Here is a 15,385-nt window from a genome sequence, read left to right as displayed (position 1 = left end):
GACGGATGCCTCGGCCGTAGCAACGACTGCCGCCCCAGACCCGCCCTGATGGGAGGACAATCGTGCCATGGCACGCGGCGCGTGGTCGCAGGAAGCACGCCTCGAGGCTGCCGCGGTACGGGTCGAGAAGCAGCTGCACCGTGACGGAGTGGCCGAAGCGCGACGGTTCGCCGTGCGCACCGAGGCGCGGGCGATCGTCGTGGCGGCGCTCGCGTTCGGCGTCGGGCTCGCCGGCGGAGCGCTGGGGTTCTGGGGCCGCGCGGCACCGGTGTGGGAGGGGGCGTCGCTGGGCGCGGCCGGCATCGTGGTCGCGGCATCCGTCACCCTCGCCGCTTCGGCGGTGAGCTATCGGCTCGCGGCCCGCGATCCGAGGCAGGCGTGGCTGAAGGGCGTCACGCGCTCGCGACGAGCCTGGATGTCGGCGGCCCTCGCGATCTCGCTCGCGGCGGTGTTCGCATTGGTGCAGTGGATGCTGTTCCACGCAGCATCGCTGATCTGGCCCGGCGTCGCGGTCGACACGATGACGGCGGCCATGATCGTCGCTCTCGTCGCAGGCGCCTGCGGCTACACGGCGTTCGTGCTCGCGGCGCATGTCACCGCCACCCGGCTCGTGCTGCTGCTGTTCGCCGTGGTGGCGACCGGGTTCACGGTGAGTGTCGCGACGACGCAGGACGACGAGTGGTACCGGCTCAACTTCAGCGAACTCGGCGGCCGCGGCGGGATCACGTCGACCGTCTTCAACGCGACCCTGATCCTGGCCGGCGGGGTGACGGCGCTGCTCGCGATGTACCTGCTGGTGAGCGTGGACGCGTGGGCGCGCACCGAACCCCGGGTCCACCACACGAGCGCGCTCATCGTCTACGGCGTGTTCCTCGCCCTCGCGGCGTGCTTCCTCGGCGCGGCGCTGGTGCCGGTCACGTTCAGCCAGGTGGGCCACAACGTCTTCGCGATCGGCATGGCCGTGATCTTCGGAGCCTTCCTGCTAGGTCTTCGCTGGGTGCTCCCGCGCCTCCCCCGGCCGATGATCGTGCTCGCCCCCGTGGTGGCGGCCGGCATCCTCTTCTCCGCGAGCCTGTTCTGGATCGGGTACTACACCCTCGCCACCCATGAGATGGTCTGCGCCGGCCTCGTGGTCGGGTGGCTGCTGCTGTTCACGCGCACGCTCGCCGTCGCCGGGCGCGCCGACTCCGTGGCGGCCGGGAGCCGTAGCCGGGCGCTGTGAACGACGGCGCCGGTCTGCGGGCGGCGTTCTGCTGCAGAGGGATGATGGACTCATGCCGGCCGCCCATCGTCCCGGACTTCGGGTCAACGCGCAGGTCACGATCCCGGAGTCGGAGTTGTCGTGGCGATTCTCGCGCTCCTCGGGCCCCGGCGGGCAAGGGGTGAACACCGCCGACTCGCGAGCGGAACTCGTATGGGATGCCGCAGCCTCGGCCACCCTCTCCCCCGTTCAGCGAGAACGACTCCTCTCGCACCTGCGCGGCCGTTTGGTGGACGGAGTGCTGACAGTCGCGGCATCCGAGCATCGCGAGCAACTTCGCAACCGGGATGCCGCCCGCGCGCGACTGGCCGCGGTCGTGGCCGACGCGCTGCGGCCGCCCCCAGCGCCGCGTCGACCCACCGCACCCAGTCGAGGAGCCAAGGAACGACGCCTGAAGGCGAAGAAGCAGCGCACTGACGTCAAGCGTCTCCGTCGACCACCCGACGATTGACCACGCCCCGCGTCCACGTCCGCTCCGGCCTCTGCCATTCGCCTCTCCCTCGGCGTAACCTCCGAGCTGAACGCTAAGGGAGGGTGGCCGACATGAGCGACGGACGCAGGGGCGGGGCTGCGGCAAACGCCGCACCGTGGGGGTTCTTCTTCTTTCTGGCGTACATCGGCGCCGCGATCTACTTCATCTCCCACTCCGACATGGGATTCTGGGACTGGGTTCTGGGTCTTCTTCAGGCCCTCGTCTGGCCGGTCTACCTCACCTATTACGCGTTCGAGGCGCTCGGCGTGGCTTGAGCACCCGATGCCGTCGACGCGCTTGCACACTCGCGATCCCCAAACGGGCATTGCGGTCATTCACCAGGGCAGAGTCGTGCTTCAGGGTGTCATTCGCTGCTCTCGCAGCTGACTTATCCACACGCGCCTTGGTTTGGCTATCCGGATGAGCCGGATTGCTACTCTCAGTCGAGAGCTGCAGAGATCGGCCACCTCAGCCTTCGCGCCAAGGGTGCTCGGCGGACGGACTCACATCACCGGAAAACGTGGGGAAGCCGAATGACAAGGAGCAACGCATCTTGAGAAGTGTGCGGTCTCTGATCGGATCCGTTGTGTTGACGGGGGCGCTGACGCTGGCGGGCTGTGCGTCATCCGGCAGCGACACAGCTCCGGACGGGGCTGCCACTCCGACCCCGGAACGAAGCGCGATCCCCGCCGCAGCGCCGACCCCCGGATCCAATGCTGTGACGGATGCCGAGACATGTTCGGCGATCGGTGACGTCATGTCAATCCGATTCAATGCCGACGTCGCGGTGAGCGAAGGGCGCATGGATACGCAAGAGCAAGGCGGCTGGTATCGGCTCGCGACAATCGTGCTCAGCCGTGTGCCCACCCGTGGCGAGGGGTCCGTGAGCGACTCTGTGTCCGCGCTCCAGTCGGCCGTTCCGCCGGTCGCGCTCGCGGCGTATGGCCGCGGCGAGATCGGATCGGACGACTTGGATCAGCAATGGTCCGCTGTCATGCAGGCCTGCACGGAAGCGGGGTCGGAGATCGCGACGGTGGCATTCACGGGCGGCTAAGGCCGGCCAAGTCCCTACGGGGATCCCTAACCGCGCATCGCACGAATGGGGCTCGTTGCGGGCCGCCAGAGGCGGTCCGAAGTAAGTCTCGTGGCCGCAGCGGACGTCATCAGCTGGTCGGAGCTCTACTCCTGGATCGGCTCGTCTTGCGCCTCGCGCCTCTCCCGCGAACTGAGACCCCCGGAACCCACTCTCAGGGCTCCGGGGGTCACTCGTGTCCAGGAGGACCCCACGGGACGCCGGACTGCACGCGCGGGGCTAGTGCGGTCCCTGCTTGCAGGTCGTGCATACGCCCGGCGTCACGAGCCCCTCGTGGTAGGCGTGCTCGAACAGCGGCGCGTGACCCCATGCTTCAGTCTTGTGCGCTCTGCCCTGAGAGCATCGTCCGCAACAGGAGTGACCGACCGCGCGAGTCAGATCCGGATTCTGGTGCTTGGTGCACCCGTCCGGCTGGTAGTGCTGGCAGGTTCCCGCATGGATTCGCGTCATGTGCAGTCTCCCGGGCGCTCCAAATCGAGCCCGATGGTCTCCAGATCCCGCAGGTGATTCACGGCAGCTTGGATCCGATCGGGGTCGGCGACAGTGCTCCCGTCCGCGTCTAGGAAGTCCACGTGGGTGTCGTCGACGGACACGACCCACCGGATGGTCATATCCAGCTCGTCGATTCGATGGACCATGCGGACTTCGTTATCTGCCATGCGCACACGTTACTGGTTCGAGTCACACGGTTCGGATGAACGAATCGGGGTGCCGTGACGTGCGAGCGTCACGCGCTATCTTGACGGCATGCCGGTCGCAGACCCGAACAAGCCGCTCGATGCATTCCTCGACGGCGTGATCGAAATGGAAGCGCGTTACGCGGACACGTATCAAGCTGTGTCCGACCATGTGAAGAACCCTCGTCAACTCCAACTGCGCAAGGGTCTCGCAGCGGACTTCGCGTTTCGACTCGGTTCGGAGTGGGAGCTGTTCCAGCACAAGTGGCACGTCGTCGCCGTGACGGCCGCGCCGGACAGGTTCGTGACCGCCCAGCAAACGAGTCTCGACGCGGGAGTGAAGAAGGCAAGCATCGACCACTACATTCGCCTTCTTCATGGCGGCGCGCTCACCGTCCCGATAAGACCGAAGCAAGGCGAAGTCGAAGCGCTCCTAGACCCCCGTGGATACAACGTCACCTTCGACAGTTGCGAAACGTGGATGACGGAAGCGGCGAGGGATCTCGACACCCGATACTCCGACAAGGTACGAGGCATAGTCGCGACCGCCCCCGACGCTTGCGCTCTTGACCTTCTGAAAGGGATCCGCAACACCCTCGCTCACGGAAGTGGCGGGAGCTTGTCACGACTAAACGAGCTAGTGAAGGAGCGCCCACCGGGAGAGAAGGTCGGTCTTACCGGATCGGTCAACGACGGACTAAAGCGAGATACCAACAAGATCCGTGATGTGGCCGTCTGTCTCCACGGACGTGCCCCGGGGTCCGCGAAGCAACGCGTCCAGAAGTTGGCTCAACGAGTTCGAGAGATCGCCGAACAGCTGCGGGTATAGGCCCACACCGGGATACTGCAACTCCGTATGCCTACGTCGTGCGTGGCGAGGAACGCGCCCACCACTCATCCACCGGCGGCTTCGAGTCGCTCGGGAGGATCTCCGAGTATTCGTTCTTGAACAGGTTGTTCACGGGCGGCATGTTGAATGAGCCGTTGGCGTCGACGAGGAACCGATCGTGCCAGTCGCGTGCGGTGTCGACCCGCCATTCGACAGTGATCCCCTTGTTCGACATCTCCTGCTCGAACCGCTCGAAGTCTTTGAAGCTACGCGGGGACAACACGTTGGGTGCGTCGCCCGAGATGATGCGCAGTTCCGTGACCTTCGACGGGTCGAGCTCGTCGGCGAGCTCCTCGAGTGCACGTGCACCGAAGTGCGGGTCGGCCCACGTCACGACGCCGCTCTGGGTGCGAAGAACACGACGCAGCCGGACCACGTTGGAGTATGGGGTGCGAGGCGAGATCATCGCCCCCAACGATCCGACCTCGCCCGCCTTCGCCGCACCCGGATCGTCGGGGACGAACCGGACCGTCTTCTTCTGGCGCGAGTAGACGACGACGCCGAGGTCGTTGAGCCAGCGGAAGGTGAGGCGGGCGTCGTCGGCGGTGAACGTCGGCGGCACGACGCGGTGGAGAGCGAGCAGGTGGACCGCACCGGACTCTGGGATGGGATCGGTGTTCCCGAGCTCCTGGCCGAGCACCTGAATGGGCAGGAGCGCGCGAAGCGCCTGCCCGAGCAGACGCTTCGTCGCCGGCTCGTCGTGCTGTACCCACGCTGCGCTGTAGAGGGCAAGCCCGGAGGCGGTGAGTCCAAGCGACCCACCACCTCCGTTCGCCTCGACCAGACCGGTCAGCTCGAACACCCGCTGGACGTCAGCCGAAACCGCGTCACCGTTGCCGACGCCGAAGTTCCGGATGCCGTCGAGCATCTCGGGCTGACCGACCCAGAAGATCAGCTGGCCGTCGTCACTCGGACTCACTGGCGTCTTCTCCGTAGCCGAGAGCGTTGAGCACCTTGACGGCGTCGTCCGCGGCCCACTCCGTCATGTCGATCCTGACCTTCACGGTCACCGGCGAACCGCCCACCGCCAGCGCCGCCGGCGCAGGGATGCTCACCGTGACGGGCTGAGCAGGAGGCTGAATCTCGGGCACCGAGGGAGCGGGAGCAGCAACCGGTGCCGGCTGACCTGCAGGAGCAGCCGCGCTCTCGACCTCAGACTCATCGTCGGGTTCGGCATCGGGGTCGACCTCGGCTCCGTTGACGGGAACCGACACGCCACCGAGCGACACGTGCCCGTCTGCGTCGACCAGTCCGGCGTACCGCGCGCTCTGAACGAATGCGTTTGCCGCCGTCACGGCGTCCGCGTTCGACAGTTCGTATTCGAACTCGATGTCGCTCGCCAGCAGCGCGATGGGAGGCAGCTCCCCGCCGTCTGCGCGTTCCAAGAACTTCTGGTACGCGGGAATGCTGAGCACCGCTTCCCGCAAGCCCTTGGTGTGTCCTTCGACATCGGCCGAGTTCGCGATTGCGATTCCGATAGGACTCAGCTTGAAAGCCGAGCCCCGCTCGATCACGTTGAAGGCGCGCAGCGCGGCGACGCGCTTCTGCCATGCGCCGCCGCTTGCCTTGGCATCCTGCTTGCCGGTGATCGCGCGAGCGACCGTGACAGGCGCGGCTTCGCCACGACGAGCGACCTGCCAGATCGCGTTGACGGATGCCTCGATCGTTTCGAGCGCCACCCGCGGGACTCCGTTGCGCGAGCGGAGCTTCTTGGCGGCTTCGCTCGCACCCTCTTCGGTTACTTCTTCGGCCATGGTTTGGCCTCCTCTCGGTGTTGGTGTATCGAAGGCTAGCATCAAACCGCGGAGTTTAGGCATACCTCGAGGGGAAAACACAGAGGCTATTTTTGAGAGATAGAGGGAGTATGTAAACGCGCTTTACAGAGGGTCGATGTCAAGTGCATGAAAAGTCCCGATCAAAAGATGATTCGTTGGACGCCGGCTCGACCGTGTAAACACCCCCTCCGCGTCCTCCGATTTCATGAAACGACTTGAGGGGTCGGCACGCGGGCTGTGGCGGCACTCAGGTGGTGGTCCGCCTCGCCGGGATACGACGAAGCCCCGGCTACAAGGCCGGGGCCGCGTCATGCACACCACAGGTGACGGGAACCACCCGGCCGGGAGCCAACCAGGCGTGACAGACGCCCGCAATCCTTGACTCCGAGTCATGCAGAAGGCTCCCAGGCGGGCCGACCTGTGAGGCCCACCGTTGCCGAGGGCAATACCCCCCCCCCCCCCCCCGGCCCGGCGGTCCCTCCCAAGGGCTGCATGGGGTGCTTCGGAATGGGGTGTATCGGCGTCATCGTGATTGTGGTGCTCGCTTTATTGGTGCCCACTGTTGGGGGTGCTCGAGCGCGCAGCGTGGAAGCAGTGGGGATTCGACAACCATCGGTGGATCGACCGGGGGCGGTGACTCCACCACCGAGGGGGATGGTTCCGCGGGGGGGCGACAGACTCAATCGAACAAGCTCGAGTGGTGCTAGGCGGCGGGTATTCCTATGACCAGATCAAGGTGGTCACGGATGCCGCGCTCTTGGCGACGGGACCGCGATCTCGAACGAGAACTACTCGCGCGCGTGGAGTTCGGTTCTCAAGGTCGTCGAGGGACTCGAAGGCGTCGTCCCAATGGACGTGATGAATTTGCATCGTCGAGCTCGGTCCTTCATCGAACATGGACTTCCCGGAGACGACAGCGCTCGGTGCCACGACTATTCACCTCAACGGGTAGGCGGAATCGCGGCATTGGCCTGGCTAGGACTGACTCCCTCGCCATATGAAGGCTTTCGCGAGTTCTCTCGGCCATCGCTGGATGTGGGTGGGCATGGCCGGAGCATCACCTTCGGAAGCGAGTAGCTCTCTGCGAGTTGTGGAGAGATCTCGGACTTGCGGATCTGGACTCGAGTGTCGCGCAACGGCGTCACGTCCTGAGAGCGCTTCTGCCTCGTTGTCATGATTGATCGAATAACGGAGAAGCGGCGCGTCGCTCGCTGACCGGTCCCTTAGCGCGCGATCCGCCCTCGCCGATGCCTCCGCGGTTGCACGCGAGAGTGCGATGCCCGTATACCCGCCCGGGGTCGATGCCCGCACAGCCGCGGTATTCGCACGGCGGCGAAACAGCCATCGGCTCGGTCAGCCTGCAACGACCGGTCGCTCTCGGCTGGAGGCTTGCGGGCACGGCTGACAGCGGCCAGTCCCCCGGCAACCCCACCCGCTCGTACCGAACGAGCCGCTGCGGATCGTCGGCGAGATCGGCTCATGGACACGGCTGACGCCCGAGGCCGCTACAGCGTGGCTTCGCATCCGTCCTCGTTGTTCGCTGTCGGTCAGTCGTTGCTGCGCGGGCGGTCTTCCTCGACGTCGTGAGCGTCGACGGAGTCGCCGCCAGCCGCCTCCGGCGGCGCCACGTCGGACTCGTCCTCATGCGCCTCGGGCTCGTCGGCCACCTGGTCGGCGGCGGGCACGTCGGTCGATTCGGGCGCGGGCTCCGTCTCGGGGCGCGAAAGCGGGGCGTCGGCCGCTTCCCGCTCGTCGTCCGTCACGGGCTCGGCCTGCGGCTCTGGCTCGCGCTCGGCCGCGAAGTCGGGCGTCTCCGCCACGGCGTCGTGCTCACCGACCGCGGATTCCTCAGCCGGCTCGGACTCGTCGACTGCCGGTTCGGGCTCGGAGCCCTCCGACTCCGGTTCCGTCCCTGCGGCGGCGTCCGGCTCGGCCACAGGCTCGTCCGACGCGACCGACTCCGGTGCCGAACCCGCGGCGTCCGGCTCCGACTCGGCGACGGCGTCGTGCTCGGCAACAGGCTCGTCCGACGCGACCGACTCCGGTGCCGAACCCGCGGCGTCCGGCTCCGCACCGGGCTCCTCCGCGACGATCGGCTCAGGCGCGCTCGTCGGCACGGCATCGATCACATCAGGTCCGTCGGACTCGGCCGGGGCTGCCTCGGCGGCCACGGGCTCGGCATCCGCACCTTCGGCGCCGGCCTCCTCGATCGCGGGTGCGGGCGCCTCGTCCACGGCGGCATCGGCCGGCGTGTCGGCGTCCTGCCCCGCTTCCTCCGCCGCGACGGCCGTCACGGCGTCAGCTTGGTGCACACTCGCCTCGGCAGCCTCGGGCGCAGGAGTCGACTCGAGCACCTCGACGTCCGGGCCCTCCTCGATCACGGGTACCGCGACGGCCGCGCTCTCGGCTGCACCGACCGCGCCGCGCTGCCGGCGCTGACGGCGCGTCTCGAACGCCGCGGCACCGGCGACGCCGGCCGCAGCACCCGCGCCGCCATCACCCGCGGCATCGCCGGAAGCCGCAGCCCCGGCAGCTCCCGCCGCAACGGCAGCCCCGCCCAAGCCGGCACCGACGAGCACACCCTCTGCCTCGGCATCCGCGTCTTCGCCCGACGGGCCCTCGCCCTCGGGTGCCGGACCGCCCTCGCCCCCGCCGTCGCCCTCGTCGCGACGCTTGCGCCGCGCGATGCGCCGCTCCTTCGCGCCCTCGACGAGGTTGTACAGCGTCGGCAGCACGAGCAGCGTCAGCACGGTCGACGACACCAGGCCACCGATCACGACGATCGCCAGCGGCTGCGAGATGAACCCGCCCTGGCCGGTGATACCCAGTGCCATCGGCGTCAGCGCGAAGATCGTCGCCAGCGCCGTCATGAGGATCGGGCGCAGACGACGCGAGCCACCGGCGACGGTCGCGTCGTGGGCGGTGAGACCCTTCTCGCGGTACTGGTTCACGAGATCGACGAGCACGATCGCGTTCGTCACCACGATGCCGATGAGCATCAGCACGCCGATGAGCGAGGCGACGCCGAGCGGCACGCCCGTGATGATCTGCAGCAGGATCGCGCCGGTCGCCGCGAACGGCACCGACACGAGCAGCAGCAGCGGCTGGCGCAGCGACTTGAACGTCGCCACCATCACGATGTACACGATCAGGATCGCGGCGAGCAGGGCCAGCCCCAGCTGCGAGAACGCGTCCTGCTGCTGCGTCACGACGCCGCCGAGGGTGGCGTCGGCCGACGACGGCAGGTCGGCGTCTGCGAGGGCCGTCGTCACCGAGGCCGACGCGGTGGCGAGGTCGTCGGTCGACGGGGTCACCGTGACGGTCGACGTGCGCTGGCCGCCCTCGGTGGTGATCGAGGTGGGTCCCTCGCTCTCCTCGACGGTCGCGACCTGCTCGAGCGGGATCGGACCGGTGGCGCTCGGCACCTGCAGCTGGCGCAGGTCGTCGAGCGACGCCGGCGTCTCGGGTGCCGCGAGGTAGACGGTGAGCGCCGTGTCGTTGATCTCGACCGAGCCGATCGACTGCGCCTGCATGGTGTTCGACACCAGGGCTCCGACGGCGACCTCCGAGAGGCCGAGCTCCGCGGCCTTGTCGCGGTCCACCGTCACCGCGATGTACGGCAGCGAGGCCGAGAGGTTGCTCGTGACCTGACCCACGCCCTCGGAGCCGTCGACGGCGGCGATGACGGCATCCGTCGCGGTCTGGAGGGTCTTCGAGTCCGGAGCCGTGACGTCGATCGCGATGTCGGTCGAACCGAACCCGCCCCCGCCCGCGGCGATCGAGATCTCGCCGGCGTCGTCGAGGTCGGCGACCGCCTTCTGCACGTCTTCGCGCAGCGCCACCTGATCGACGTTCGGGTCGGTGGTGATCGAGTACGTGATGCCGCTGCCGCCGCCCGAGAAGGCGTCGCGCAGGGCCGAGCCGCTCGAGCCGATCGACACCTGCACCGTCTCGATGCCGTCGATGTCGAGCAGCGCCTCCTCGACCTGCTCCGCCGCGGCGCTCTCGGCCTCGAGCGAGGGCGCCGGGCCGATGTCCTGCGTCATGGTGAACGTGTTCTGACCCGAGTCGCCCAGGAAGTTCGTCTTCATGAACGGCGCGGCCGCGATCGTGCCGACGAGCACCAGCACCGCGAGCGCGAGCGTGATCCACGAGTGCTTCAGCGTCCAGCGCAGGATCGGCAGGTACGCCTTCTGCAGGCGGCTGGGCGGGGCGGCCGGGTCCTCGGGGTCGACCGCGACGCCTCCGGCATCCACGATCGGCTTGCCGGGCTTGAGGAACCAGTACGCGAGCACCGGGACGATCGTCAGCGCCACGAACAGCGACGCGGTCATGGCGATCGTGACGGTCATCGCGAACGGACGGAAGAGCTCCCCGGTGACGTCGCCGACGAACGCGATCGGCAGGAACACCGCGACGGTCACGATCGTGGATGCCGTGATGGCCGAGGCCACCTCCCGAACAGCCCGGCGAATGGAATCGCCCTTGTCGGCTCCGGTGACGTAGTGCCGCTTGATGTTCTCGATGACGACGATCGAGTCGTCGACCACGCGCCCGATCGCGATCGTGATCGCACCGAGGGTCAGGATGTTCAGCGAGTAGCCGAACGCCTGCAGGCCGATGAAGGTGATGAGCAGGCTCGTCGGGATCGAGATGGCCGCGACGAGTGTCGAGCGCACCGACAGCAGGAAGACGAAGATCACCAGCACCGCGAACACGAGGCCCAGCAGGCCCTCCTTCGCGAGCGTGTCGATCGACTCCTGGATGTACGGGGCCTGATCGAACACGACGGTGAAGTCGGCGCCGTCGAGCGACTTCTCGAGGTCGGGCAGCACGTCGAGGACGCCGCGCGACACGTCGACGGTGTTCGCCGCAGGCAGCTTGGTGACGGCGATCGTGAGCGCGGGCTCGCCGTTCACGCGCGAGACGGTGGTGACCGGGTCGGCCTCCTCGACGACGGTCGCGACATCCGCGATCGTCTTCGGCCCGCCGACGAACTGGTCCTGCGTCGACGGCACCAGCGGCAGCGCCGCGATCTCGTCGACCGACGAGATCTTCGAGCCGGTCTGCACCGTCAGCGTCTCGTCGCCCTCGGTGATCTCGCCGCCCGGGAACAGCACGCCGTTCTGGTCGAGCGCGTCACGGATCGCCTGCTGCGAGTAGCCGGATGCCGCGAGCTCGGCCTGGTCGGGCGTGATCGTCACGCGCTGGCCGACGCCGCCGACGATCTGCGCCGCGTTGACGCCAGCGACATCCTCGAGGTCGGGGATGACGGATGCCTCCAGCTGCGCCTGGATCGTCGCCTCGTCGTCGTAGCCGGTCACGGCCAGCTGGATGACGGGGAAGTCGTCGATGCTCGCCGAGATGACGTTCGGGTCGACCCCGGTCGGAAGCTGGCTCTTGATGCGGTTGATCGCCTGCGTCATCTTCTGCTCGGCGGTCGCGAGATCGGTGCCGTAGGTGAAGGACGCCTGCACGATCGAGGCGTTGGTCGTGCTCGTCGCGCTCGTCGACTCCAGCCCGGGGACGCCCTGGATCGCCGTCTCGATGGGCACCGAGACGTCGTTGCTGACGACCTCCGGCGACGCACCGGGGTACGTCGAGACGACGATGAGCGCGGGGAACTCGATCGAGGGGATGAGCTCCTGCTTGAGGTTCGTGAGTGCGAGTCCGCCGAAGATCGCGGCGACGATCGTGATCAGCGCGATCAGGGCACGGTTCTTGAGACTCAGGACGGCGAGGTTCGACACACGGAGGCCTTCGCTGGGTGGTGGTGCAACGGATGCGGGAGCCCGCACGATACGGAGACGTATCGAGTGTCAGTATTTCATGCAGCTCTCATATGAAAGGCCTGGGAGCACCAGCGCGGGGACGGCTCCGCGCGGGCGCGACGGAACAGCCCCCGCGCGCATCTTGCGAGCTCGGGAGACGGAGCCGGGAATGCGTCCCCGCGGGGACTCGTCAGTGCACCGAGGCGCGGGCGGACTCCCCGACCCCGACGGGGACTCGGCCGGCATCCGGACGGCGACTGCCCGAGAGTTCGAGGCGCGAGAGATCCGTGTCACCCTCCTCCGCCGGCAGGGAGACCACGGTGCCGGTGCGGCGGGCCTCCTCCGCGGCGAAGACCACACGGTGGCTGGCCATGCTCGCGGAGATGCTCGAGGAGAGCTGTTCGGGTGTGGCGTCCCGTAGCGCCGCGACGAACTCCGACATGAGCCCGCGGTCGCCGCCGCCGTGCCCGGTTGCGGCATCGAAGCCGAGCTCGTCGGTGTCGTACACCGTCGTCTCCAGCGTGCGGAAGTCGTACACGCTGATGAACCGGCCGTCTCCGGTGATCTGCCCTGCCGTGCCGAACAGGCGCGTCTTGCGGTTGGCGCCCTCGGCGAACGCGGTGAGGGTGAAGCTCGCGAGCCTTCCGCCGGAGAACTCCATCTGGACCGTCTGATGATCGACCACGTCGTTGTCGCAGAGGAAGGCGCACCGCCCCCATGGGCCGGTCTCCAGCGCGCGGTCGATCGCCTCCGGGGTCACCTCGCCCGCCATGACCAGGGCGTTGTACTCCTCGGCTGAGCCCGGATTGTTCAGGCCGCTGCGGTAGAAGCGCACGGCGTCGAACGCGCAGGACGACGCGACAGGGCAGGTCACGCAGCGATCGGAGGCGCCGGCCGGCTGGGACTCCGGCCGGAAGTACCCGAGCGAGCCGAAGGAAGAGACCCGCTGCACCGGGCGCCCCATGACGTGCAGCAGCCAGTCGATGTCGTGGCACGACTTGGCCAGCAGGAGGCTGTGGCTGGACGCGGAGCGGGCCCAGTTCCCCCGCACGAAGGAGTGCGCGAAGTGGAGGTGGCCGATCGGCTCGAGATGCTCGATCTGCATGATCTCGCCGATGGCCCCGCTCTCGAGGAGCTGCCTCAGCTTCTGCGTGTACGTGGTGTACCGCAGCACATGGCACACCGTGATGCTGACGCCGTTGGCCTTCGCGGCATCCTCGATGTCGTCGCAGTCCTCCGGGCTGGTAGCGATCGGCTTCTCCAGGAGGATGTCGTAGCCGGCCTGGGCGAAGGCCACGCTCGCATCGCGGTGGTACTCGTCCGGGAGGGCGACGATCACGGCATCGGCGAGACGCGGCTGCGCGGCGAGGTCGCGCCAGTCGTCGAAGGTCTGCGCGTGCGGGAAGCGCCCGGTGAAGCGGGCCATGGTCGTCGGGTTCCGCTCCGCGACCGCGACCACCTCGACGCCCGGAAGCTCCGCCGCCTCCGCCGCATAGGCGTGGCCGCGCATTCCGGCCCCGACGACGGCGAGGCGGATCGTCCGCGCCGTTCCGAGGATGGCGTCATCCCTTTGCTGCACCACTGAGCAGTCCCTTCACGAAGTACTTCTGCAAGAAGATGAACAGGATCACGATCGGGATCGTGGCGAGCACCATGAAGGCGAACACCGCGCCGTAGTTCGACACGTGTTCGCTGATCTGGCGGTACATGCCGACCGTGACAGTGCTCCCGCTGGCCGGCCCGAGGATGATCAACGGCGTAATGAAGTCGTTCCACAGCCCGACCGCGAGGAAGATGATCACGCTCGCTGCAGCAGGGCGCAGCAGGGGGAACACGATCGCCCAGAACGTGCGGATCGGGCCTGCGCCGTCGATGGCGGCGGCCTCCTCGATCTCCTTCGGGATGGTCCGCATGAACCCGGTGAACACCAGCACGCCGAACGGCAGGTTGCCCGCGACGTACACGATGATCAATCCGAACACCGAGCCGATCAGCCCGAAGTCCTTCAGCATGCGCAGCAGCGGCATGAGGGTCGTCGCCGCGGGGATCATCAGCCCGAGCGGGATGACGAACCACAGCAGCTTCCCGAACAGGCTCGTGGAGCGCACCATGTAGTGCGCCATCATCGCGGCCAGAACCGTGGAGATCAGAGTGCCGATGACGGTGATCTGGATGCTGTTGATCAGGCCGGTCCAGAACAGCCCGTCGGGACGGGTGAACACGTCGATGAAGTTCTGCGCCGTGAGGGGCAGCACCGGGAGCCCGGGGTACTTGTAGATGTCCTCCTGCGTCTTGAACGCGTTCAGCAGCACGAGGTAGATCGGGTAGATGAAGATCGCCGTGACGACCAGGGCGAGGATGGTGCGGGTCGGTCCCGCGCCGCTCGCCTCCACGCCGCGCCAGCGGCGCCGAGGTCGCGGATTCCGACTGCTGTCGGCCGTCACGATCGCCTCCGTGGCGCCCATCGCCTCTGCGGTGATCACAGGTCCACCTCCCGCTTGCGCATCAGACGGATCGAGAACAGCGAGATCATCGCGATGATGATGAACATCACCGCGGCCTTGGCGGCGCCGTATCCCACCGCGCCGGCGTCGAGGCTGGTCTGCACGACGTCGAAGGCCAGCGTCGAGGTCGTGCCGACACCCGGTCCACCGTTGGTCATGACCTTCACCTGGTCGTAGATCTTGAAGCCGCCGATCATCGACAGCACGGTCATGATCGTGACGGACGGCGCCAGGAGCGGCCAGGTCACGGCCCAGAACCGGCGCACAGGTCCGGCACCGTCGATGGATGCCGCCTCCAGAAGCTCTTTGGGGATGCTCTGCAGGCCGGCGAGGTACAGCACGACGCACACGCCGACCGACTGCCACGCGACGATGGCCCCCACGCTGTACAGCGCGAGGTCGGGGTCGGACAGCCACCCGGGCGGATCGGCCATGAAGGGGCTGAGGGCGGCGTTGATCAGGCCGTCGTCTTTCAGCAGCAGCTGCCAGACGACCGCGACGACGACCGACGAGAGGATGACCGGCACGAAGAAGACGGCGCGCATCGCGTTGAACGCCCAGCCGCTCCGGTCGAGGAGGATCGCGATGCCGAGGCCGAGCGCGTTCGGCACGATGACGGCGATGATCGTGAGGATGACGGTGTTGCGCAGGGTCTGCAGGTACGCCGGGTCGGAGAACAGGGTGGCGTAGTTCTCGAACCCGATGAAGGAGGTGTCGACCCGGTAGGCGTCTTCGTTCGTCAGGCTCGACCCGAACGCGACCAGCAGCGGCCAGAGCACGAACACCGCGTAGAGCGCGGCGCCGGGGAGGGCGAACAGGAGGAAGTGGAGCGGATTGCGCAGGATCTTCCTGCGCCTGGACTGCGTGTGCTGCGTGGTCATGGCGGCGGCCTTGCTTCTCATGCGTCTCGGTCTGGAAGGGGACGGCCTCGGTCCGAGACCGT

The 15,385-nt window shown here is 67.6% G+C and carries 11 protein-coding genes and 1 pseudogene; 5 read left to right on the top strand and 7 right to left on the bottom strand.

What is annotated here, in order from left to right; all coding sequences use genetic code 11:
• The first annotated feature begins 67 nt into the window (after positions 1–67).
• The 4 genes from AC1DDU_RS08075 to AC1DDU_RS08060 all read left to right on the top strand — a co-directional run bounded on the left by AC1DDU_RS08075 (position 68) and on the right by AC1DDU_RS08060 (position 2,787).
• Positions 68–1,222 (top strand): hypothetical protein, encoded by a 1,155-nt coding sequence (locus AC1DDU_RS08075; protein WP_477432822.1) that lies wholly within the window; start codon positions 68–70, stop codon positions 1,220–1,222.
• A gap of 52 nt (positions 1,223–1,274) precedes the next feature.
• On the top strand, positions 1,275–1,712 hold the full coding sequence (gene arfB / locus AC1DDU_RS08070; protein ID WP_477432820.1) for an alternative ribosome rescue aminoacyl-tRNA hydrolase ArfB: 438 nt from the start codon (positions 1,275–1,277) through the stop codon (positions 1,710–1,712).
• Positions 1,713–1,804: 92 nt separating this feature from the next.
• Positions 1,805–2,008, top strand: coding sequence for a hypothetical protein (locus AC1DDU_RS08065; protein WP_477432818.1), 204 nt, complete (start codon positions 1,805–1,807; stop codon positions 2,006–2,008).
• 443 nt (positions 2,009–2,451) lie between these two features.
• Positions 2,452–2,787 carry a hypothetical protein gene (locus tag AC1DDU_RS08060; RefSeq protein WP_477432816.1) on the top strand — a complete coding sequence of 112 codons (336 nt, stop codon included), beginning with the start codon at positions 2,452–2,454 and terminating at the stop codon, positions 2,785–2,787.
• Between the two features lie 485 nt (positions 2,788–3,272).
• Here the strand turns inward: AC1DDU_RS08060 and AC1DDU_RS08055 are convergent, their stop codons facing one another.
• Complete coding sequence (locus tag AC1DDU_RS08055) at positions 3,273–3,485, bottom strand: hypothetical protein (RefSeq protein WP_477432814.1); 213 nt, start codon at positions 3,483–3,485, stop codon at positions 3,273–3,275.
• Positions 3,486–3,573: 88 nt separating this feature from the next.
• Between AC1DDU_RS08055 and AC1DDU_RS08050 the strand changes: the two genes are divergently transcribed.
• Positions 3,574–4,332 (top strand): hypothetical protein, encoded by a 759-nt coding sequence (locus AC1DDU_RS08050; RefSeq protein ID WP_477432812.1) that lies wholly within the window; start codon positions 3,574–3,576, stop codon positions 4,330–4,332.
• Positions 4,333–4,363: 31 nt separating this feature from the next.
• Here AC1DDU_RS08050 and AC1DDU_RS08045 read toward each other — a convergent pair whose 3' ends face one another.
• The 6 genes and pseudogenes from AC1DDU_RS08045 to AC1DDU_RS08020 form a co-directional block, all read right to left on the bottom strand.
• A complete protein-coding gene (locus AC1DDU_RS08045; RefSeq protein ID WP_477432810.1) occupies positions 4,364–5,311 on the bottom strand; it encodes a hypothetical protein in 948 nt (315 codons plus the stop codon).
• Positions 5,298–6,209 carry a hypothetical protein gene (locus AC1DDU_RS08040; RefSeq protein WP_477432808.1) on the bottom strand — a complete coding sequence of 304 codons (912 nt, stop codon included), beginning with the start codon at positions 6,207–6,209 and terminating at the stop codon, positions 5,298–5,300. The genes AC1DDU_RS08045 and AC1DDU_RS08040 overlap by 14 nt, the downstream gene beginning before the upstream one ends.
• A gap of 2,570 nt (positions 6,210–8,779) precedes the next feature.
• Positions 8,780–11,917: pseudogene (locus tag AC1DDU_RS08035) on the bottom strand (efflux RND transporter permease subunit); the annotation flags it as partial.
• Positions 11,918–12,128: 211 nt separating this feature from the next.
• Positions 12,129–13,520, bottom strand: a complete 1,392-nt coding sequence (locus AC1DDU_RS08030) for a Gfo/Idh/MocA family protein (RefSeq protein WP_477432806.1) — start codon at positions 13,518–13,520, stop codon at positions 12,129–12,131.
• The gene (locus AC1DDU_RS08025; RefSeq protein WP_477432804.1) at positions 13,501–14,421 is read right to left on the bottom strand and encodes a carbohydrate ABC transporter permease; all 921 of its coding nucleotides are present in this window, start codon (positions 14,419–14,421) and stop codon (positions 13,501–13,503) included. Before AC1DDU_RS08025 ends, AC1DDU_RS08030 begins: the two co-directional genes overlap by 20 nt.
• Positions 14,418–15,323: a carbohydrate ABC transporter permease gene (locus tag AC1DDU_RS08020; RefSeq protein ID WP_477432802.1), complete on the bottom strand. Its 906-nt coding sequence runs from the start codon at positions 15,321–15,323 to the stop codon at positions 14,418–14,420. The genes AC1DDU_RS08025 and AC1DDU_RS08020 overlap by 4 nt, the downstream gene beginning before the upstream one ends.
• Between the last annotated feature and the right edge of the window lie 62 nt (positions 15,324–15,385).

Source organism: Microbacterium sp. 05T445, assembly GCF_056395865.1.
Note: the sequence above shows the minus strand (reverse complement) of the source record. Positions and strands in the feature narration are given on the sequence as shown.